A 22,122-nucleotide genomic window follows, 5' to 3' on the forward strand; every position below is an offset into this window, starting at 1 on the left:
GCTGTCTGTTATGTATGATATGAGAAGCGGATAATTGAAGCCCCGGCGCGATACCGGGGCTTGATTTTTGAAGACGGACCGTGAAACGCTGGCGTTCATGAGCAGACAGTAAAGAGGATCCTGAATGTTCGAACTATTGTCTGCTGGTTATAAAACAGAAAGAGGATTTATGAAAAAAGGTGAAATTTACGAAGGTATTATAGAAAAAGTGGAATTTCCAAACAAAGGTTTTGTTTGGGTTGATGACCAGAAAGTAATTGTAAAAAACGGAATCCCGGGACAGAAAGTCCGGTTTATGATCAATAAGAAACGTTCCGGCCGGGCGGAAGGACGTCTTCTGGAGGTCCTGGAGAAATCTCCTCTGGAAACAAGAGAACCTGCCTGTCAGGAGTTTCCGGCATGCGGCGGCTGCATGTACCAGACCATGAGCTATGAGGCACAGAAGGATATGAAGGAACATCAGGTGAAGGAACTTTTGGATGGGGCAGTAAGAGAGAGCCTGGCTAAGATCGGGAAGAACGGTGATGGGACAGAAGAAGCTGAGGCTGCAGATCGTTTATATCACTGGGATGGGATCTACGGCAGTCCTATTGAGTTCGGGTACCGCAATAAGATGGAGTTTTCCTTTGGGGATGAGTATAAGGATGGGCCGCTGTCCCTTGGACTTCACAAGAAGGGAAGCACTTACGATATCCTGAATACGGATGATTGTAAACTGGTCCATCCGGATATGACGAAAATCCTTGTCTGTGTGCGGGAGTTTTTCCTGGAGCGTAATGCCAGTTTTTATAAGAAGCTTCAGCATGTGGGATATCTCCGCCATCTGCTTCTTCGAAGAGGCGTCACAAGCGGCGAAATTCTGGTTCATGTGGTAACTACCACCCAGGAAGAGTATGATCTGGAACCACTGAAAGAACAGCTCCTTGCACTTCCCCTGGAAGGTAAGATCGTGGGGATCATGCACATTTTAAATGATTCTCTGTCCGATGTGGTACAGAGTGATGAGACGAAGATCCTTTATGGAAAGGATTATTTCTACGAAGAACTTCTTGGGCTGAAGTTTAAGATCAGCACGTTTTCCTTCTTCCAGCCAAACTCCCTGGCTGCAGAGATCCTGTATTCCAAGGTGCGGGAATATGTAGGAGATACCAGAGATAAGGTGGTGTTTGACCTTTACAGCGGAACCGGCACTATCGCCCAGCTTGCGGCATCTGTTGCCAGTGAGGTGATCGGTGTGGAGATTGTGGAAGATGCGGTAAAAGCTGCCAGAGAAAACGCAGCACGAAATGGCATCAGCAACTGCCGCTTTATAGCCGGAGATGTGCTGAAAGTGCTGGATGAAGTGCCTGAGAAACCGGACATGATCATTCTGGATCCGCCAAGAGACGGCGTTCACCCGAAAGCCCTTCCGAAGATTCTGGCTTATGGGGTGGACCAGATCGTATACATTTCCTGCAAGGTTACAAGCCTTGTAAGAGACCTTCCGGCATTTTATGAAGCAGGGTATCAGATGACCAACGCCTGTGCAGTGGATCAGTTCTGTCAGGGGGTTCATGTGGAGACGGTTGTTCTTTTGTCCCAACATCGAGACAAGAGTACTTGTCTCGATGAACGCGGCAGTCGGCAAATCGAGATGCAAGCATCTCGGCTTGCCTCGTTGCTCGCGCAAAAACCAGATGACACGATAGAGAGCGACTTAGACTTAGATGAGCTGGATACAACCAGAGCTGAGTTGAAAGCTCGTGATTAGAGGGAATGTGTCAGATTGGTAAATGGTATTCGTAATATGGCAGAAGAGATTATGTTAAAAGAATTGGTTTATATCTAAAGCGTGGAAAGCTCCTTCGGGAGCTTTTTGCTGTTTATAAGATAAATTCTGTCGGAGATTTATTATAAAACATTGCTTTACAAGAAGAATAAAAAAGCATATAATTCTTTTATAATATATTTAATAAAAGAGGATAAGAAAACGGAAAATAAAGATAAAAAAAATATAACAAGAAAAAGAATAATTAACTATGTGCTGAACAATCATGTTACATCCAAGGCGGGAATCGCAAAAGAATTAAACTTGAGTATGCCGACTGTGTTAGCAAATGTGAATGACTTGTTAGAAAAAATGGTGTTGGAAGAAACTGGGGAATATGCTTCGACCGGTGGAAGAAAGGCAAAAAGTATAGGGATTAATAAGTCATACTGTCATGCAATGGGAATTTTGATTACAGCGAATCATATAGAAATGGTATTAGTAAATCTTGGAGATGAGATTATAAAAAAAGATCGCATCCGTTTAAAATTTACGGCAGAATTATCCTATTGTACAGAAGTGGCACAAAAGGTCAAAACTTTTCTTGAAGGCGAATTAGCGAAGGATACGCTACTTGGGATTGGAGTGGCGATTCCGGGAATTATTGATCAGAAAGAACGGATCGTTTTAAAATCCCATGCTTTAGGTATAGAGAATTATAGTCTGCGCTTTTTAGAGCAGGCTTTGGAAATTCCAGTATATTTTGAAAACGATGCTAATGCTGCAATGCTTGCAGAAAAAAAACAAATGTATCCAAATGCGATATATCTGTCTTTGAACCACACCTTAGGAGGCGCATTCTGCATAGATGGAAAGCTGTTTCGAGGGCAGAACCAGAAAGCAGGTGAGTTTGGTCACATGATACTCGTTCCCGGTGGAAGAAAGTGTTATTGTGGTAAATCAGGATGTGCAGATGCATATTGTGCTGCAAGTGTACTGACACAAGATAACAGGCAGTCACTGGATGCATTTATGGAAAAAATTGAAAGTGGTGATGAAAAAAATTTGCAGACATGGAATGAGTATCTGGATCATCTTGCTGTTTTGATATCAAATCTGCGGATGGCATATGATATGGATATTATACTCGGAGGTGATGTGGGAGGTGTATTGTCAGATTATATGATACCACTGGGAGAAAAAGTGATGGCATATAATGGCTTTGAGCATGATGTTTCATACTTAAAAAATTGTTCGTATAAGAAAGAAGCGTCGGCTGTTGGAGCTGCGAAATACTTTTTTACAAAACATATGGCAGAATTGTAAATTTTTTGAACGCAGATAAGCAGTACACCGCATCTGGTGCGCAGGGCATTAAGCGTTGGGGAAGGGGATGTTCACTCTGTTGGAGTTAAAAGCTCCCACTGACAGGTTGCAAAGCGAATGAGGATGTCCGCTTTATATGTGTGAAAAACAAGAAGTTGTGTAAAATTAGAAAAAGATATTATAGTAAAAAACGGAAAGAAAACAGTAACTACGGTTTCCTTTCCGTTTTTTTCGTGTTGATTGTGAAAAATACACAAAAAATGTATTTTAAAATTATGAAATATATAAAATTATGAAAAACATATTGACAAATCGTGTTTACAGGATAATAATGTAATTACTTTAATAAAACAATTTATAAAAGATCAAATAAAACAATATAAATAAGGAGGAAACAATTATGTTACAGCAGGTAATGACAAATCCAGGAGAAATTATTTTCAGAGAGGTTCCGGTTCCGGAGGTAAAGGAAAATCAGGTGTTGGTAAAGATTATGAATATTGGTGTTTGTGGATCAGATATTCATGTTTATCATGGAAAACATCCGTTTACAAAATATCCGGTAACACAGGGACATGAGGTTTCTGGTGAGATTACAGAACTTGGAAAAAATGTCACAGAGTTTCATGTGGGACAGAAGGTGACGATAGAGCCTCAGGTATATTGTGGACATTGCTATCCATGTCGTCATGGAAAGTATAATCTCTGTGAGGAATTAAAAGTAATGGGATTTCAGACGACAGGAACAGCATCTGAGTATTTTGCAGTGGATGCATCTAAAGTAACACCTATTCCAGAAGATATGTCCTATGAAGAAGGAGCTATGATCGAACCTCTTGCGGTGGCAGTTCATGGTGTAAAACAGATGGGCGATGTGGCTGGCATGAATATTGTAGTCCTTGGCGCAGGACCGATCGGAAATCTCGTGGCACAGGCAGCAAAAGGAATGGGGGCAGCGAAAGTGATGATCACAGATATCAGTGATCTTAGACTGGCAAAGGCAAAAGAATGTGGAATTGATGTGTGTGTGAATACCAAAAATAAAGACTTCGGTGAGGCAATGATCGAAGCATTTGGACCGGATAAGGCGGATGTGATCTACGACTGTGCCGGAAACAATATTACAATGGGACAGGCAATTAAATATGCAAGAAAAGGAAGCACGATCGTACTGGTGGCTGTTTTTGCAGGAATGGCAGAAGTAGATCTTGCAGTGGCAAATGACCACGAACTTGACATTAAGAGCACGATGATGTACCGCCATGATGATTACATAGATGGAATCAGACTGGTAAATGAGGGCAAAGTTCATTTGAAACCGCTCATCTCAAAGACATTTGCTTTTAAAGATTATCTGAAGGCGTACCAGTATATTGATGATAACCGCGAGACAACGATGAAAGTAATTATCAACGTCAGTGAAAAGTAAGGAGTTCGTATGGAAAATAAATATGGAATTGTCGGAGTTGCTCATATCGGGCTTCCGACAAACGATTTGCAGAAAACAGTTGAGTTTTATAAGAGTCTTGGATTTGAAGTAATTATGCAGTCTTATAATGAAAAAGCAGGGGAAAAAGTGGCATTTTTACAGATAAAAAATTACTGTATAGAGACTTTTGAAAATGGGCAGGCGGCAATGTCAGACGGTGCATACCAACATGTTGCACTTGATGTGGAAGACATTGAAAGTATGTATCAGAAAATCTGCAATGAAAAATACACAATTATTACAGACGGAATCGAAGAACTGCCATTTTGGGAAAATGGTGTGAAGTTTTTTATGATCAAGGGCCCAAATGAGGAAAGAATAGAGTTCTGTCAGAAACTCTGATAAAAATAGGAGGGACATATGGGAAGCGAAAACAAAAATGGAAAAGTACCGCTGATCAGTAAGATTGCATATGGTTTTGGTGATGTCGGATGTAATTTCAGCTGGATGTTCGTCAGTAATTTTCTGATGATATTTTATACAGACGTGTTCGGAATCAGTATGGCGGCTGTGTCAGCACTTATGCTTTTTTCAAGATTCTGGGATGCGATCAATGATCCAATCGTCGGGGGACTTACGGATAAAACAAAATCGAGATGGGGACGGTACCGTCCATGGCTGTTAGTAGCGGCACCAATTACAGCGATTCTTCTTGTTATGACATTCTGGGCAAGACCTGACTGGCCGCAGAATGGAAAGATCATTTATATGGTAATTACATATTGTCTGCTGGTTTTGGGGTATACCTGTGTGAATATTCCATATGGAACCTTGTGTGGTGCTATGACACAGGATATTGATGAACGTGCAAAAATAAATACATCCCGTTCGGTTGCAGCGATGATTGCAATTGGTGTGTTAAATATTATCACAGTTCCGCTGCTCAGCAAATTCGGCAGTCACAGTGCAAAGACAGGATATCTGACGGTGGCGGTCATATATGGATGTATTTTTACAGCCTGTCATTTCTTCTGCTTTGCGAAGACGAAAGAGGCAGTGATTACTCCGGAAAAAGAAAAAATTTCTGTAAAGATACAGTTGAAAGCAGTCATGCAGAACAGACCATATCTTCTTGCATTGGCAGGGCAGATATTATTTGGATTTACATTATATGGTAGAAACGCAGATATTCTGTATTATTTTACATATGTGGAAGGGAATGCCTCCTACTACACAACTTATTCGATGTGCATTATTATTCCTTCTATCATCGGGGCAGCCTGTTTTCAACCATTATTCCGCAAGTTGAATAACAAAGGAAGAACAGCATCTCTCTTTGCTTTATTTACAGGAATTTCCATGTTGTCTATGTTTTTCTTCAATGCCAAAGAATCACCAGCTATTTTTTATGCATTATCTGGTCTCACACAGTTTTTCTTCTCTGGATTTAATACCGCAATCTATGCAATTATTCCAGACTGTGTGGAATATGGGGAGTGGAAAACCGGACTTAGAAATGACGGTTTTCAGTATGCATTTATTTCACTTGGAAATAAAATCGGAATGGCAGTTGGAACAGCACTTTTAGCAGGATTACTTGGAAAATATGGTTATATTGCAAATCAGACACAAAATGCAATTGTACTTTCAATTATGAAGCATGCATTTACGACGATTCCGGGTGTACTGTGGATTGTGACTGCGGTTGTATTATTTTTCTACCGGTTAAATAAAAAACGTTATAACGAGATTGTAGAGGAACTAAAAAATGGAAGAAAAAGTTGATATCGTGGCATTGGGAGAATTGCTGATTGATTTTACGGAAGCAGGACATAGTCAGGATGGGAGGAAATTGTTCGAACAGAATCCCGGCGGTGCTCCGGCAAATCTTCTAACCGTTGCAAGCCACTTTGGGTATCGCACATCTTTTATTGGAAAAGTTGGAAACGATATGCATGGTAAATTTTTAAAGAAGACATTGCAAAAGGAAGGAATCAATACAGATGCTATTGTTGAAGACCCGGGTTATTTTACAACGTTGGCATTTGTGGAAATCGGTGAAAATGGAGAACGGGAATTTTCTTTTGCAAGAAAACCGGGTGCAGATACACAGTTAAAAAAAGAAGAACTGGATCAGACATTAATTTCAGGTTGTAGAGTTTTTCATTTTGGATCATTATCACTGACAGATGAACCGGCAGAAAGTACAACGATCGAAGCGGTAAAAATGGCAAAAGCAGCGGGTGTACTTATTTCATATGATCCAAATTACCGTCCGTCTCTTTGGAAGAGCAAAGAGTATGCAGTGAAAAAAATGAGATCTGTCATAGAATTGGTAGATGTCATGAAGGTATCGGATGAAGAGAGTATTCTGTTGACAGAGGCGAAAAGTTATGAGCAGGCTGCAGATCAACTCCTTGCCATGGGACCAAAGCTGGTTGCCATTACATTGGGAGAACAGGGAGTTCTTATGGCAACAAAAAGCAGAAAAGAAATCATCAAAGCATTTCAGACACATGCGGTCGACACGACTGGGGCAGGTGATTCATTCTGGGGAGGCGTATTATGCAGTATCCTTTCTATGAATAAGAATGTTGAAAAAATGGAATGGGAAGAAATCAAAAAGTGTGCTGTTTTGGGAAATGCAGTTGCTGGATTGTGTGTGCAAAAGAGAGGCGGAATCCCTGCGATTCCGACGAAAGAGGCAGTGCTTGAATTTATGCAGAAATAATGAATGTATATGAACAAACTCGGGGCTGTAAAAATCACGATTTATTAATCGTTAAAGCATCAGCCCCGTGTTTTTCTGTCGGAGTATTATTCCGCTTTTATCTCTCCATCATACTGATGGACTCAATTCCGACACTTCCGCCGCGGACAACTTCGATATGCTTGAACTCTTCTTTGATAAGCTTGATGACCGCGTCATTTTTGGTTGCGGTCTGGACGAATTCCAGAAGGAGGCTGTCTTTTCCGTAGTCGATGACACGGGCTTTGAAGGTCTCAGCGATCTGGAAAAGTTCCACTTTGTCTTCCGGGGAGCAGCCTTTTACCTTGATGTAAAGGATCTCCTTCATTCGAACAAATACATCTGTAAAATCAATGACCTTGATAACTTCGATCATACGGTTCAGTTGTTTTTTGATCTGCTCAAAAGTCTCATCATCGCTGACTGTGGCGATGGTCATTCTGGAAACTGTGGGGTCCTCGGTGGTTCCAACAGTAAGACTGTCCAGGTTATAGGACTTTCCGGAGAAAAGACCGGAAATCTTGGAAAGAACACCGACCTGGTTTTCAACGTAAAGAGAGATCCATCTTTTTTTCATTCCTTTATCCATCATTCATTCCTCCTAACAATCCATGATCAGATCAGCCAGAGTACCGCCCGGCTTAACCATCGGGTAAACCATTTCCTCCGGATCAATGATAAATTCGATGATCGTAGGAGTTTTTGTATTCTTCTTAGCCTCTTCGAAAGCAGCCGCGATCTGATCCTTTTCAGTTACGCGGATACCTTTTGCCCCATAGCTCTCTGCGAGACGGATGAAATCCGGTGTGTATTCCGGATATTCCTGTCCGTCTGTACGGCGGGAGAGTGCACCGGCTTTTAAGTTTGTCATGGCGTAGCGTTTTCCGTAGAAAAGCTTCTGCCACTGGCGGACCATTCCAAGATATTCATTATTAAAGATACAGCAGATGATCGGAAGTTCCTCCAGAACTGCGGTAGCCAGCTCCTGAATGTTCATCTGCATGCCGCCGTCACCGGAAACGGAGATGACCGGTGTGTCCGGATTGCCGATCTTGGCACCGATGGCACCCGGAAGGCCGTAACCCATGGTTCCAAGTCCGCCGGACATGATCAGCTGACGGTTCTCAGTGATGTCTGCATACTGGCTTACCAGCATCTGATGCTGTCCTACATCGGTAACAAGAATGGCTTTGTCAAACTGGCGGTTGATCTCACCGATGATATCCAGAGGTCCCATCATACCACGGTCTTTCATGGTAAGAGGATGATCTTCTTTCCATTCCTGGATCTGTTTCAGCCATTTTTCAGTGTTGCACTCCTGTACATATTCATCCATTTTTGTGATGGCCTCTTTTGCATCGGCAACGATGGGGATATCTACATGAATATTTCTGGAAATGGAAGCAGTATCAATATCAATGTGGACAATCTGTGCGTGCGGGGCAAACTCGTGAAGTTTACCTGTGATACGGTCGTTGAAACGGGTTCCGATGGAGAACAGAAGGTCACATTCGTTTACTGCCATATTTGCGGCATAAGCACCATGCATACCAAGATTTCCGATAAACAGAGGGTTCTTTGTGGAGATGGCACCACGTCCCATAACGGTTGTGACAACCGGAACCTGAGTCTTCTCAACAACCTGGGTAAAAATCTCCTGGGCGCGGGAAATAATCACACCGCCGCCGGCAAGAAACAGAGGTTTTTTTGCCTTCTGAAGCATTTTGAGAGCTCGTTTCAGCTGTCCGATGTGAACGCTAGTATTCGGTTTGTAACCACGGATATTGACACTCTTCGGATATTCGGCACTTCCAAGCTCGGCCATTACGTCCTTTGGAAGGTCGATCAGAACAGGACCCGGGCGTCCGGTACGTGCAATATAGAAAGCTTCTTTAATAATACGGCCAAGATCCTCACGGTTGCGGACAGTTACGCCATATTTTGTGATGCTTCTGGTGATTCCTACAATATCAACTTCCTGGAATGCATCGTTTCCGATGAGGTGACGGGCAACCTGTCCGGTAAAGCATACAAGCGGAACACTGTCATAGTTGGCAGTTGCAAGACCTGTTACAAGGTTGGTGGCGCCAGGGCCGCTGGTAACGAGACATACGCCAACCTTTCCGGTAGTTCTGGCATAGGCATCTGCCTCGTGTACAAGGGCCTGCTCATGACGTGGCAGGATGATGTCAATGCCGCTCTGTTTATATAATTCGTCGCTGATATCGATGGTGCAGGCACCAGGATAACCGAACAGAACATCAACGCCTTCTTCTTTTAAGGCTTTTACAAACAATTTGTTTCCGGAAATCTGTTTCATGAATTTGTTCCCTCCTTTGGTGATGTGAATAGTTAAGCAGATAAGGGCTGCCGCAGGATATTTTTTCCAATAAAAAAGTCCCGGCATATCGGATAAAATATGCTCAGGACGGATGATTCCGCGGTACCACCTGTTTTCAGAGGTAAAACTCTGCTCTCTGCCAGTACAAAATTATACTGCTTCCCTGTAACGTGGGAATGACGTTGAAGCCTACTGCATGAAAATTCATGGTTCAGTCCACTGCTCGAGGGCTACTTCCATAGTACTGTCACGAAGATTCTCACCGGCCATCTTCTCTCTGTGCATCCGGAAACTATGTACTACTCCCTGTCATTGCATTTAGTAAATGTGAATAAAAATTTTAGATTATTATAATATAAAATATCGGAACTGTCAATCAGAAATAGACAGTTCCGATACATCGTTTTACTATATTATGCTTCTGGTTCTTCGTTGCTCTTATGAAGGTTTTCCGGCAGATAAACATGAACTTTTTCAATACGGTTTTTATCGAGTTTTTCTACCACCAGACGAATTCCGTCGTCTGTGACCACTTCATCACCGGCAACAGGCAGGCGGTCCAGATGTTCGATGATAAAACCGCCAAGGGAATCGTAATCCTCAGAATCCAGTTCTGTATTCAGGTGATCGTTCACATCGTCCAGGTGCATGGAACCCTCGATGATATATTCACGGTCGGAAATTTTCTGGACAAGTTCGTCCTCTTTCTCGTCGTACTCGTCATGGATCTCGCCGACGATTTCCTCCAGGATATCCTCCAGTGTAATAAGTCCGGCCATATCACCGTACTCATCCAGGACAATAGCAATGTTGAAGGTGGAATCCTTCATTTCTACAAGAAGATCGGAAATGCTTTTTGTCTCATAAGTGAAATGCGGTTTCCGCAAGAAACGGTCAATGACAAATTCCTCATTCTTGTCATAGAGAAGAAGATCCTTCATATTGATAATTCCCACGATGTTATTCTGGCTGTCTTTGTAAACAGGAAGACGTGTGAATTTGTCTTCGCGGAAAATCTCGATCAGCTCATCATAGGTGGATTCCACGTCTGCAAAAGTAACATGGACTCTTGGCACCATGATATCCTTGGCTGTGGCATCTCCAAGATCAAACACATTGTAGATCATTTCTTTCTCATCGGATTCAATGACACCGTCCTCGTGGCTGACATCCACAATGGTACGAAGCTCTTCCTCAGTCATGGCCTTGCTTGCCGCATCCGGATCTACACGCATCAGGCGCATCACACCTCTGGAGAAGAGATTGATGATAAAAATCACCGGTGTCATGATGGTCATAAGGAATTTAAAGACCGGGATATAGCGAAGAGTAAGCCTCTCTGCATTGATGGTTGCATAGTTCTTCGGGGTGATCTCACCGAAGATCAGGATCAGAACAGTAAGGATCACGGTTACAATGCTGACCATATAGCCGCCAAAACTGTACGCAAGTGTGGTTGCAAGGGAAGAAGCCGAAATGTTCACAATGTTGTTTCCGATAAGAATCGCACTGAGAAGCTTGGGTGTCTGGTTCTCAAGAATATCGAGAGCCATGGCTGCCCGCTTGTTTCCTTCGTCTGCAAGAGAGCGGAGACGGATCTTGTTTACCGACATCAGCGCGGTTTCATTAGATGAGAAAAAGGCTGACAATGCCAGCAGAATAAGTAATATGATTATCTGGTAAGTGTCGCTGGGGTCCACTTTTAATGTTCACTCCTTTAAAAAAATAAGATTGTTTGCTTAAAAATATATAGATACTCCCACATTATATACGTTTTCCGGACTTTTGGCAAGAGCCGGAAAGCTGTGGGAAAAGTATTGATATTATGCTACAATAAGGGAAAAATGACGAATTTTTTACATGGGGGGAAAGGAGAGACAAAAATGAAGAGAGACCCGGGTGTGGAGTTTATGAGAATTCTGGCATGTCTGATGGTAATCGGGATTCATACGGCACTGTATGCACAGGTAGATGGAAGCTGGATATTCTCCAGAGTTTTTTTCAACTGTATTGTTGCGGATGGAGTAGCGGTGTTTTTTATGATCACCGGTTTTTTCCTGTTCCAGAGCAGAAGTTATGAGAGGATTCTGAAACGTACCTGGAAAAATCTCGGAATACCGGTAGTGCTTTACAGCATATTTGGTTTCCTGTTTTTCGGATGGCTTCTTGATGGCGAAAAATTAAGTGTCAGTATCTGCTTTTCACCAGAAAAATATAAAACAGCATTGAAAACACTGCTTTCCTGGAATAACCCGGTACCTCACAGTGATCATCTCTGGTATATTTATGTTTATGTATTCCTGATGCTGCTTTTTCCGGTACTGAAATGTTTTGTGGATTATCTGGATGAGGATCGGAAGAGAACACAGATTTTTCTGATAGCAACCTTTGGATTTTTTGTGCTGAATGATATTTCGGGAAATACTCTTGGCGCATTTGCACATCATTCCATAAACGGAGCCTTTCCGGCGGCCATTGAGATGATCTGGGGACATATCCTTTACCGGAACCGCGGAAAATTTACAAAAAAATGGATTCCTGCTGCAGGCATGGGATTTTTATTTGTGAATATGATCCGGTCGGTGATCCAGCGGTGGCAGTACAGAATTGATGGACAGCCTTCCTGCGTGATCTTCTGGTTCAGTGCCATGGGCCTTTTCTGTGCAGTCTGTGTTGCATGTTTTTGCCTGGCATTGTTTCAGGGAGAGAAAAAAGAAAGCAGGGGAAAGCGGATGATCTGTCAGATCGCCTCCTGTACTTTTATGATCTATCTGCTTCATATGGCAGTTCGTGATTTCCTCAGCCATATGGGATATCAGGACTGGCTCAATGCGGTGATTCTTGGAAGATTACCGGGAAAAGCGGGAATGGTCCTGTATATGATGGCAATCATGGGAAGCATATTCGGAATTTCTCTTTTGTTATCTGTGCTTCTTGGAATTCCCGGCAGACTTATAAAAAATATACGAAAATAATACAGCTTCTTGACAAAATAGTGAGTCTCATCTAACATATGATTGACAGTACTTTTATTATAAAAAAGTATATTTCCAAATGGATGGAAGGAGAAATTGTATGTTTCTGGAGATAAAAGGGATCAAAAAATCCTTCGGGGCAGGGGAAAGCCGTGTGGATGTTCTGAAAGGGATTGATCTGGAAATAGAAAAAGGAGAATTCTGTGTGTTGCTGGGGCCATCCGGTTCCGGAAAATCCACACTGTTAAATATCATCGGCGGCATTGACGGAGCAGATGCAGGCAGTATCACCATTCAGGGGGAGCGCCTGGAAGATATGAAAGAAAAAAAGCTCTCCTTATACAGGCGAAAACATCTGGGCTATATTTTCCAGATGTATAATCTGATCCCAAATCTGACTGTGCGGGAAAATATTGAAGTTGGTGTCTATTTAAGTGACAGGCCGCTGGATGTGGATGAGCTGCTTCATACCCTGGGACTTTATGAGCACCAGAGAAAGCTTCCCAATCAGCTTTCCGGAGGCCAGCAGCAGAGAACTGCCATCGGACGCGCCATTGTAAAGAATCCGGACATCCTGCTCTGTGATGAGCCGACCGGTGCACTGGATTACAACACATCAAAGGAAATCCTCAAGCTGATCGAAACCGTAAACCATAAATACGGAAACACCATAGTTATGGTTACGCACAACGATGCCATCAAGGATATGGCGGACCGTGTGGTGAAGCTTCGTGACGGTATGATCCGCAAAAACTATCAGAATGAGCAGAAGATTCCGGCTGCAGATCTGGAATGGTAAGGGGGCAGGCATGAAGAGTCCTTTGCGTAAACGTATCCCCAGGGAACTGAAGGGGGAATTTGGAAAATATCTGGTGGTTTTTCTGCTGATGGTCCTGACTATCGGGTTCGTGTCCGGCTTCCTGGTGGCTGACGGAAGTATGCTGAAAGCCTATGACGAAAGTTTTGACAAATATAACATCGAAAACGGAAATTTCCGTACTGCGGAAAAAGTTTACAGATCTCAGTGGAAAGACATTGAGGCGGCAGGTGTTACACTTTACGAGAATTATTATATAGAAGAAGATCTGGATAACGGAAGCACCATGCGTTTCTTCAAAAACCGGGAGAAGGTGAACAAGGTCTGCCTGATGAAAGGAGAAATGCCATCCGGACAGGGTGAAATCGCTATTGACCGAATGTATGCGGATAACAACAGCCTTCAGGTGGGAGATACTCTGATCAGGGGCAAAAAATCCTGGAAGATTACAGGTTTGGTGGCGCTTTCCGATTACAGTGCTCTGTTTCAGAACAATAATGATTCCATGTTTGATTCTGTAAAATTTGGTGTTGGAATCGTAACCCCGGAGGAATTTGAGACTCTGGATCAGGAAAAGCTCCAGTACAATTATGCATGGATCTACGACCAGCAGCCGGTAGACGAAAAAGAAGAGAAAGAAGTTTCTGAGGATCTCATGGAAGACATTGGAAAAGTAGTAAACCTGGAGACTTTTGTCCCGCGTTATCTTAACCAGGCGATTATTTTTACGGGTGACGATATGGGCGGAGACAAGGCGATGGTCGTTATGCTTCTCTATATTGTGATCGTGATTATGGCTTTTGTGTTTGGAATCACCATCAGCAATACCATCCGAAAAGAAGCCGGTGTTATCGGTACTTTACGGGCATCCGGTTATACCAGGCGGGAACTGATCTTTCACTATATGACCCTCCCGGTGCTGGTAACCTTGATAGGGGCCCTGATTGGAAACATCCTTGGCTATACTGTGTTTAAGGGTGTATGTGCGGGAATGTATTACGGAAGTTATAGCCTGCCAACTTATGTGACCATATGGAATGCGGAGGCGTTTCTTCTGACAACGGTAGTGCCGGTTATCATTATGATCCTGATCAACTATGCAGTGCTCCGGTACCGTCTGCAGCTTTCACCCCTTAAATTCCTGCGAAGGGATTTTTCCGGAAAAAAACAGAAACGCGCCATGTATTTAAGCCCGAAGATCGGAATCTTTTCCAGATTCCGCCTTCGTGTGATCTTTCAGAACGTCAGCAATTATATGGTGTTGTTTGTGGGCGTTATTTTTGCCAATCTGCTGCTGTTTTTCGGAATGCTCCTGCCGTCTGCGCTGGATCATTATCAGCTGGAGATCCAGGAGAACATGCTGGCGAAATATCAGTATATGCTGAGCGTTCCGGCAAGTGTTTCCTCAGGAAACAAGCTGGATGGCATGATTTCCCTTCTGGAATATTATATGGATACCAGAACGGACAATAAAGATGCGGAAAAATTTTCCGCCTATTCCCTGAATACCATGCCAGGCAAATATAAAAGCGAGGAGATCGTTCTCTATGGTGTGGAGCCGGAAAGCCAGTATATCCATGCAGATCTTTCCGGGGACGGGGTATATATTTCCAGTGCCTATGCAGATAAATTCCGGATCAAAGAGGGCGATACTATAATTTTGAAAGAAAAATACGAGAAGGATGAATATTCCTTTAAAGTAGACGGGATTTATGATTACACCGCAAGTCTCTGCGTATTTATGGAGCGGGATAAACTGAATGAGGTGTTTGACCTGGGAGATGATTATTTTGGCGGATATTTTTCCAATACGGAGATCAAGGATATCGATTCAAAATATATCGGTTCTGTCATCGACCTGGAATCTCTTACAAAAATATCCAGGCAGCTGGATGTTTCCATGGGAGATATGATGGGAATGATGTATGGATTTTCCGTGATTATTTTCCTGGTGGTGATCTATCTGCTTTCCAAAGTCATTATTGAAAAAAATGCCCAGGCGATATCTATGACAAAGATTCTCGGCTATACCGATGGCGAAATCAGCCGGCTGTATATACTTTCCACTTCTCTTGTGGTGGTGATCTGCCTGCTGTTAAGCCTTCCTATTGAGCGGCAGATCATGGAAGTTCTGTTCCGCGAGATGATGCTTTCCAGCATCTCAGGCTGGATTACTATGTGGGTGGATCCGATGATCTATGTAAAAATGATGGCAATCGGAATCGCGACTTATGCAGTGGTAGCAGTGCTGGAATTTCGGAGAATCCGTCATGTGCCTATGGATGAAGCACTGAAAAATGTGGAATAATATAGGATAAGATCGGGAGTATATGTGGTTGAAAGTTGTCTGTGAATAACCGCATATACTCCTTAAATATTCATAAATTTTCTGAAATACTGGAAATATTCCTGCAAACTTGTTATAATAATTCCATAATTCCCAATGGAGGGGATCATTCACACAGGAAATCAGGTGAGGAACATGGCAGGCAGAAAAAAGGACCCGTTATATAAAAGTTTCGGTTATGCGTTTCAGGGAATTTTTACCTGTATCCGCCAGGAAAGAAATATGAAGATCCACTGTACGGTGGCAGTTCTTGTGGTGATCGCAGGGCTGATCCTTGGAATTTCCGTGACGGAGTGGTGTATCTGCCTGGGACTGTTCGGAATGGTGATGGCGCTGGAACTGGTAAATACGGCAGTGGAAGCTGTGGTAGATCTTGTGACAGAAGAACGTCACCCTCTGGCAAAGATCGCCAAGGACACAGCAGCCGGAGCAGTACTGATCGCAGCGATCATGGCAGCGATTGTCGGGCTGATCATTTTTGTTCCGAAAGGGCTTGTTTTTCTGGGAATATGGTAGAAATCGATCAGGTACATGGAACGGCAGTGACCGTTTTTAGGAAAGGAGAATTATTATGGAATTAGGTGAAGGACTGAAGAAAATCTTGTTAGTAGGAATTGGTACAGCAGCAGTAACAGCAGAGAAATCCAAGGAGATCCTGGACGAGCTGGTTAAAAAAGGCGAGCTTACTGTTGAGCAGGGTAAGGTTCTTAATAAGGAACTGAAACACAACATCAAATCAACAGTTAAGACAGCCGCTGATTCTGTAAAAGAATCTGCAGCCAGAAAGAACGATCAGGAAGAGCTGAAAGCAACGATCTCCAAACTGACACCGGAGCAGCTGGCAGCTGTGAAAGCACAGATCGAGAGCATGCAGGCTGAGGCAGCAAAGGAGAAAGAAGAGGCTTCTGAGGCAGCAGAAGAACCGGTTGAGGAGGCTGCACCGGAAGCTCCTGTGGAGGCAGAAACGGTAACAGAAGAAGCCGGGAGCGAAGAGCCGGCAGCAGAGTAATAAGAAATATCATAAAGAAAGCAGTAAATGGAGAAGTTTATGGGCGGAGAAGAACAGGAGAAGAAAGAGAACAGCGGATATGGAGAACGGCTGAGAGAGATCACAGCTGTTCTGAAAAAGCATGCCATTACCCGGGGTGTTTCGCCTGAGAAGCTCCGTCTCATACTGGAAGATCTGGGCCCAACTTATATTAAGTTGGGTCAGATTATGTCCCTGCGTTCCGATATTCTTCCCAAGAGATACTGTGATGAGCTGATGAAACTCTGCTCGGATGTACCACCCATGCCATTTTCCCAGGTCATCGAGGTTCTGGAGGAATCCATGGGGTGTCCGTGGCAGGAAGAATTTCAGCATATTGAGCAGAAACCGCTGGGTGCTGCTTCAATTGCCCAGGTTCACCGCGCTACGCTGAAAACCGGAGAAGAAGTTGTGATCAAGGTTCAGCGTAAGGGAATCTACGAAACCATGGCAAGGGATATCGGCCTGATGCATAAGGCTGTGCGTCTGATGCCGCCGGTAAGCATCAAGGGTATGGTGGACTTGAACATGGTTTTAAGCGAGCTGTGGACAGTGACCCAGGAGGAGATGAATTTCCTGACAGAAGCTGCCAACATGGCGGAATTTGCCAAGAAGAATAAAGATGTGGCTTTTGTTAAAGTGCCAATTCTTTACCGAGAGTATATTTCTCCTCATATTCTGGTGATGGAATATATTGACGGTTTTGCCATCAATGACAAAGCCAATCTTCTGGCCAATGGCTATGACCTTAATGAGATTGGAACGAAATATGTGGATAATTTCATCAAACAGGTCATGGAGGATGGATTTTTCCATGCGGATCCCCATCCGGGAAATGTGCGGATCCAGGAAGGAAAGATTGTCTGGATCGATATGGGAATGATGGGACGGCTCACAGAGCATGACCGTCAGCTGATTGGAGAAGCCATTGAAGGGGTTGCCATGAACAATATCGGAAAGATCCAGGATGCAGTTCTGGCTCTTGGTGAGTTTAAGGGCAAACCGGATTCCAGTAAGCTTTATGAAGATATCCGGGGACTGATGGAGAAATATGGTACTGCGGATATGGGAAATATTGATGTGGCGGAAGTCATGGTGGATCTGATGGAGGTCATGAAGGAAAATAAGATCATGATGCCGCATGGATTGACTATGCTCGCAAGGGGACTGACCCATGTGGAAGGTGTTCTTGCTGAGATCTGTCCGGATATCAATATGACACAGATTGCCGCAGCAAGGATCAAGGAGCAGTTTTTCAGCAATGGGAACTGGAAGCACGAGATCAAAAAAGGTGGCAAAAATCTTGTCTGGTCCCTTCGGCGTGCCATTGATATTCCATCTCTGGCAGCGGATTTCCTTCAGGGTTGTATGAAAGGGCAGACGAAGATTAATCTGGATCTTCATGCTTCAGATGACCTGGCGTGGCTTTTGCGGCGGTTGGTGCGGAATATCGTGATGGGGTTGTGGGTGATGGCGCTTCTGATCAGTTCCAGTATCATCTGTACCACGGATATGAAACCGAAGCTTTGGGGGATTCCGGCCCTGGGTGCCTTTGGGTATGTGTTTGCGTTTATTATTGTTTTGTATGTTTTTCTTAAGCATTTCTTTTCCAGAAAGTGAAAGACGGAGATCATTTGCATTTAGTATGGATGCAGGTTGATCGGCCGTCTTTTTTGTTTTCGGAAAAGATAATCCTGTTGTTTGGAGGTTCGACTGTTTGAGGTGGAGTTTTTTCGTAGGGCAGTGGATGTGGGAGTGTTGGATGTTTATGTGTGTATGGTTCCGTTGAACATTTTGCGGAATTCTTTCGGGGTGTAGCCGGTGCCCTGGCGGAAGTAGTTGCAGAAGGATGGGGCGTCCCGGAATCCACAGGAGAGGGCTGCTTCTGTGATGGTGCAGGTTGAGGAACAGAGGAGCTGGGTTGCCATCTGGAGGCGGTGTTTCAGGAGGTATTGTTTTGGAGAGATATTTTCGTGTTCCATGAAGATCCGGTAGAGGTAGGAACGGTCGATTCCTACGTAGCGTGCCACGTCTGAGATCTGGATGGGGTAGGCGTAATTGTTTTTGATGTATTCAGAGGCTTTCTGAAAGTAGAGGGTTGCGATGTCGGTTCTGCTTTCGGAGGGCTTTTTTTGCATGGAGGATAGCATCAGGAGGAGGTTTCCGGCGGTGGCGAGGTCGTTTCCGTTGTTTTCGGAGAAGGTGTTAAGGAGGTTTGTCATGTGGGTGAGGAGGTTATTTTGCCGGGCTGGTGTTTCCGGGGTGAAGATGAGGGTGTCGGAAAATATGGTCTGCTCCAGGATTTCTTTACAGGCGGAGCCGTCAAAGCCTGTCCAGGCGTAGCTCCAGGGTTCGGTGTTGTCGGCGCGGTAGTAGATGGAGTCCATGGGGCGGATGAGGAAGGCGTCGCCGGCTTTTAGATGGTAGGTGTGGCCTCCGCACTGGTAGATGCCTTTGCCGCGGGAGATTACGTGGAGGAGGTAGTGCGGGCGCATGGCCGGGCCAAAGGAGTGGCCTGGGCCGCAGTCTTCCTGGCCGCAGAAGTAGACGGAGAGGGTGTGTTGGGTTTGGGGTTCCTGGTGTGTGTTTTTCATTTGGGGTGTGCCTCCTGGTTTCTTGGGTTATACAACAAAAACGCAATTTTGGGTCACAAAATGGGGTGGGATGTTGTTTGAGGTGATTATACAATATTGGGGTGGGAAGGGCAAGGATGGGGGATGCATATGGAGATATGGACGCCATCAAGACGTGTGCTGGCTGGTATTTCTAACCGGAAGGAAGATGTGGCTGTACGGAAGGTGAATCCGATAGGATGATGTATGGATGGCTGGAGTGGAAATCTGGTTCAGGGTGAGATGTAGAGTGTTTTCCCGTAAGTTGGATGAGTCATCAGCGCTGCGCTTTCGACTTGGGTGTAAATCGGCGTAACGTTACATTGCCAGCACCGTAGAATCCATCGCCCCACCAGTACATATTCACATTTCCACAACATACAACAACTGCGTGCCCGGAAAGGGGGAGCGCGAGGGGGAAAAGCGGGCTTCGCTAACTCTGAGTGCTTTCCCCCTCGCATTTCCTCAGCTTTGAAAAGCGAAAAAAATAAATTAATAAAGAAAAAATAACATCAACATTTAACCAAAACTGCGGAGCAGTTATTTGGTTATGAGCAAGTAGCGAAGCGGATTGCGAATATCCGCTTGACACAAAAATCATAAATCTACATGTAGAAAGGAGCTTCAACATGAAAACAACCATGTTAAAAAACGAATTCTGGTACGGCGGTGCAGTCTACGAAGGCTACCGCCAGCCTGTAAGTGCAGAAGATATTGTGGACTGGGATTTCCGCGAGAACCCAACTCACAATCAGATCATGCCTTTATTCCTTTCCTCGAAAGGACGTTACATCTGGAGCAATGCAGGTTTCCGCATTTCTTTTAGAAAAGGTGAGATCTTGGCGGAGGGTCCGGAAACTGTCGTTCTGGAAGATGGCTTTCAGGATCTGCGAAGTGCATATCTGGCAGCTATGAAATCTCATTTTCCATTTCATGAGATCAAACTTTCAGACAGGTTTTTCCAGACTCCGGTATATAATTCCTGGATCGAGCTGACTTATTATCAGACCCAGGATAATATTCTGAAATACGCAAAAGGTATTCTGGAAAATGGTTTTCCGGCAGGGGTATTGATGATCGATGATGGCTGGTCTCCTTATTATGGAAAGTGGCAGTTCCGTGGGGATAACTTCCGTGATCCGAAGGGAATGATCAGGGAACTGCATGAGATGGGCTTTTCTGTGATGTTGTGGATCTGTCCTTTTATTACTCCGGATACTGTGGAGTTCCGGGAAGCAAGGGATAAGCATTTTCTGATCGAGACTCCTGAGGGGAAACCGCGGATCCTGGAGTGGTGGAATGGTTATTCTGCTGCGCTGGATCTGACAAATCCGGATGCTATGAAGTGGCTGAAGGATCAGCTGGATGTGCTTATGGATATGGGCGTGGATGGTTTTAAGCTGGATGCGGGTGATCCCTGTTATTATCATGCCGGGGATAAGATGTTCCGGGATGCTTCCGGGGATGAGTTGTCCAGGCTTTGGGCGGAATTTGGAGAGCAGTTTGCGTTTAATGAGTTGCGTGTGTGTTTCCGTGCAGGGGGTTATTCGCTGATGCAGAGGCTTTGCGATAAGCAGACGAAGTGGGACGAGACTGGTATTGCGGGGCTGATCCCGGATACATTGATCCAAGGACTGACGGGGCATCCTTTTGGCAGTCCGGATATGATCGGCGGGGGTGAGTATACCTGTTTTCTGAATGGAAATGAGAATGCATGTACGCCGGAGATGTTTGTGCGGTATGCACAGATTGCGGCTCTGATGCCGGTCATGCAGTTTTCCGCGTCTCCGTGGAGAGTGCTGCCTGAGGCGGATTTTCAGAAGGTTAAGGATGCGCTGGCGCTCAGGGAGAAGTGTTTGCCGGAGATTTTGAAGGCTGTAGAGAATGCAAAGGCTACTGGGGAGCCGATTGCCCGTTCTATGGAGTTTGTTTTCCCTGGACAGGGTATGGAGAGAGTGATGGATCAGTTTATGGTTGGTGATGCGCTTTTGGTGGCGCCTGTTTGGAAGCAGGGAGAGGTTGTCAGAAGTGTGACTTTGCCTGAGGGGCAATGGAGGTGTGTTGGCCTTGGGGAGACTGAGGGTGATGTGCTGAATGGTGGCCGGGATGTGGTTCTTGGTGAGAATGATGGGTTGGTTGTTTTGAGAAGAGAGTAGGTGAAAAGGGACGCCTCGCGGGCTGTTTTTTCAGGACAGAAAGGTGAGATGGAGGGAGTGGATGGATATGCGGACGCCATCAAGGCGTGTGCTGTCCGGCGCGGGGCTTCGTCGGGGGCTGTCTTCTAGGCCGCCGAAAATCTGCTAAAAGCGTTTTCCAAAAGTCCGAACTCGCTTACGCTCAGACAGCGAACTTTTGAAAAACAACGCAGATTCCCGCCAGCCAAGAAGCAGCACCCCTCCTGCAGAGCCGCGCCAGCCAGCACACGTCTTGCTGGCTGGTATTTCCAGGCGTAAGGGAGATGTGGCTGTACGGAAGGGAAATCCGATAGGATGATGTGTGTGACTGGATAAAAGGGGGATCAGATGGTCTGGTATGAGTGGTTGAAGTGGAAAGATGGTTCAGGGTGGAATGTAGAGTGGTTTCCCGAGAGTTGGATGAGTCATCAGCGCTGCGCTGGATGACCGGGACGAAAGGCTGAGTTTCCCTGTGGTCTGACGGGAGATGTCGAGTCGAGGTGCTGCGCTTTCGACTTGGGTGTAAATCGGCGTAACGTTACATTGCCAGCACCGTAGAATCCATCGCCCCACCAGTA

General features: G+C 44.7%; 17 protein-coding genes and 1 other annotated feature. Of the genes, 13 read left to right on the forward strand and 4 right to left on the reverse strand.

The features are described from left to right. Positions 1-169: 169 nt before the first annotated feature. The 6 genes from rlmD to G5B06_RS09140 all read left to right on the forward strand — a co-directional run bounded on the left by rlmD (position 170) and on the right by G5B06_RS09140 (position 7,233). Positions 170-1,750, forward strand: a complete 1,581-nt coding sequence (rlmD, locus tag G5B06_RS09115) for a 23S rRNA (uracil(1939)-C(5))-methyltransferase RlmD (protein WP_173771805.1) — start codon at positions 170-172, stop codon at positions 1,748-1,750. 327 nt (positions 1,751-2,077) lie between these two features. Next, the gene (locus G5B06_RS09120; RefSeq protein ID WP_173745829.1) at positions 2,078-3,073 is read left to right on the forward strand and encodes an ROK family protein; all 996 of its coding nucleotides are present in this window, start codon (positions 2,078-2,080) and stop codon (positions 3,071-3,073) included. 400 nt (positions 3,074-3,473) lie between these two features. Continuing rightward, a complete protein-coding gene (locus G5B06_RS09125; protein ID WP_059086986.1) occupies positions 3,474-4,502 on the forward strand; it encodes a zinc-dependent alcohol dehydrogenase in 1,029 nt (342 codons plus the stop codon). Between the two features lie 9 nt (positions 4,503-4,511). Continuing rightward, positions 4,512-4,904, forward strand: coding sequence for a VOC family protein (locus G5B06_RS09130; protein ID WP_021652508.1), 393 nt, complete (start codon positions 4,512-4,514; stop codon positions 4,902-4,904). Between the two features lie 18 nt (positions 4,905-4,922). Then, positions 4,923-6,287: an MFS transporter gene (locus G5B06_RS09135; RefSeq protein ID WP_059086762.1), complete on the forward strand. Its 1,365-nt coding sequence runs from the start codon at positions 4,923-4,925 to the stop codon at positions 6,285-6,287. Further along, positions 6,271-7,233, forward strand: a complete 963-nt coding sequence (locus G5B06_RS09140; protein WP_173771807.1) for a carbohydrate kinase family protein — start codon at positions 6,271-6,273, stop codon at positions 7,231-7,233. The genes G5B06_RS09135 and G5B06_RS09140 overlap by 17 nt, the downstream gene beginning before the upstream one ends. 97 nt (positions 7,234-7,330) lie before the next feature. On the opposite strand, the gene ilvN is transcribed toward G5B06_RS09140, so the two are convergent. The 3 genes from ilvN to G5B06_RS09155 form a co-directional block, all read right to left on the reverse strand. Next, positions 7,331-7,840, reverse strand: coding sequence for an acetolactate synthase small subunit (ilvN, locus tag G5B06_RS09145; protein ID WP_015526065.1), 510 nt, complete (start codon positions 7,838-7,840; stop codon positions 7,331-7,333). A gap of 12 nt (positions 7,841-7,852) precedes the next feature. Beyond that, entirely contained in the window at positions 7,853-9,571 is a 1,719-nt protein-coding gene (gene ilvB / locus G5B06_RS09150; RefSeq protein ID WP_173771809.1) for a biosynthetic-type acetolactate synthase large subunit, read from the reverse strand. A gap of 101 nt (positions 9,572-9,672) precedes the next feature. Further along, positions 9,673-9,914: a binding site (T-box leader), on the reverse strand. Positions 9,915-10,005: 91 nt separating this feature from the next. Continuing rightward, positions 10,006-11,292, reverse strand: a complete 1,287-nt coding sequence (locus tag G5B06_RS09155) for an HlyC/CorC family transporter (RefSeq protein WP_173771811.1) — start codon at positions 11,290-11,292, stop codon at positions 10,006-10,008. Positions 11,293-11,475: 183 nt separating this feature from the next. On the opposite strand from G5B06_RS09155, the gene G5B06_RS09160 reads away from it, so the two are divergent. From G5B06_RS09160 to G5B06_RS09185, 6 genes are all read left to right on the forward strand, one after another. Beyond that, on the forward strand, positions 11,476-12,567 hold the full coding sequence (locus tag G5B06_RS09160) for an acyltransferase (RefSeq protein WP_173771813.1): 1,092 nt from the start codon (positions 11,476-11,478) through the stop codon (positions 12,565-12,567). A 100-nt stretch (positions 12,568-12,667) separates the two neighbouring features. Continuing rightward, entirely contained in the window at positions 12,668-13,366 is a 699-nt protein-coding gene (locus tag G5B06_RS09165; RefSeq protein ID WP_173771816.1) for an ABC transporter ATP-binding protein, read from the forward strand. Positions 13,367-13,376: 10 nt separating this feature from the next. Beyond that, a complete protein-coding gene (locus G5B06_RS09170; protein ID WP_173771817.1) occupies positions 13,377-15,692 on the forward strand; it encodes an ABC transporter permease in 2,316 nt (771 codons plus the stop codon). A 174-nt stretch (positions 15,693-15,866) separates the two neighbouring features. After that, a complete protein-coding gene (locus G5B06_RS09175) occupies positions 15,867-16,247 on the forward strand; it encodes a diacylglycerol kinase family protein (RefSeq protein ID WP_119248327.1) in 381 nt (126 codons plus the stop codon). 55 nt (positions 16,248-16,302) lie between these two features. After that, a complete protein-coding gene (locus G5B06_RS09180) occupies positions 16,303-16,740 on the forward strand; it encodes a hypothetical protein (protein ID WP_202030845.1) in 438 nt (145 codons plus the stop codon). Between the two features lie 39 nt (positions 16,741-16,779). Then, positions 16,780-18,378 carry an ABC1 kinase family protein gene (locus G5B06_RS09185; RefSeq protein WP_021976907.1) on the forward strand — a complete coding sequence of 533 codons (1,599 nt, stop codon included), beginning with the start codon at positions 16,780-16,782 and terminating at the stop codon, positions 18,376-18,378. Between the two features lie 146 nt (positions 18,379-18,524). Here G5B06_RS09185 and G5B06_RS09190 read toward each other — a convergent pair whose 3' ends face one another. Beyond that, positions 18,525-19,352, reverse strand: coding sequence for an AraC family transcriptional regulator (locus tag G5B06_RS09190; RefSeq protein ID WP_173771819.1), 828 nt, complete (start codon positions 19,350-19,352; stop codon positions 18,525-18,527). Between the two features lie 647 nt (positions 19,353-19,999). Between G5B06_RS09190 and G5B06_RS09195 the strand changes: the two genes are divergently transcribed. Continuing rightward, positions 20,000-21,526, forward strand: a complete 1,527-nt coding sequence (locus G5B06_RS09195) for a glycoside hydrolase family 31 protein (RefSeq protein WP_173771821.1) — start codon at positions 20,000-20,002, stop codon at positions 21,524-21,526. The last annotated feature ends 596 nt before the right edge of the window (positions 21,527-22,122 follow it).

It is taken from the genome of Blautia luti, assembly GCF_013304735.1.
Classification (GTDB): Bacteria; Bacillota; Clostridia; order Lachnospirales; family Lachnospiraceae; genus Blautia_A.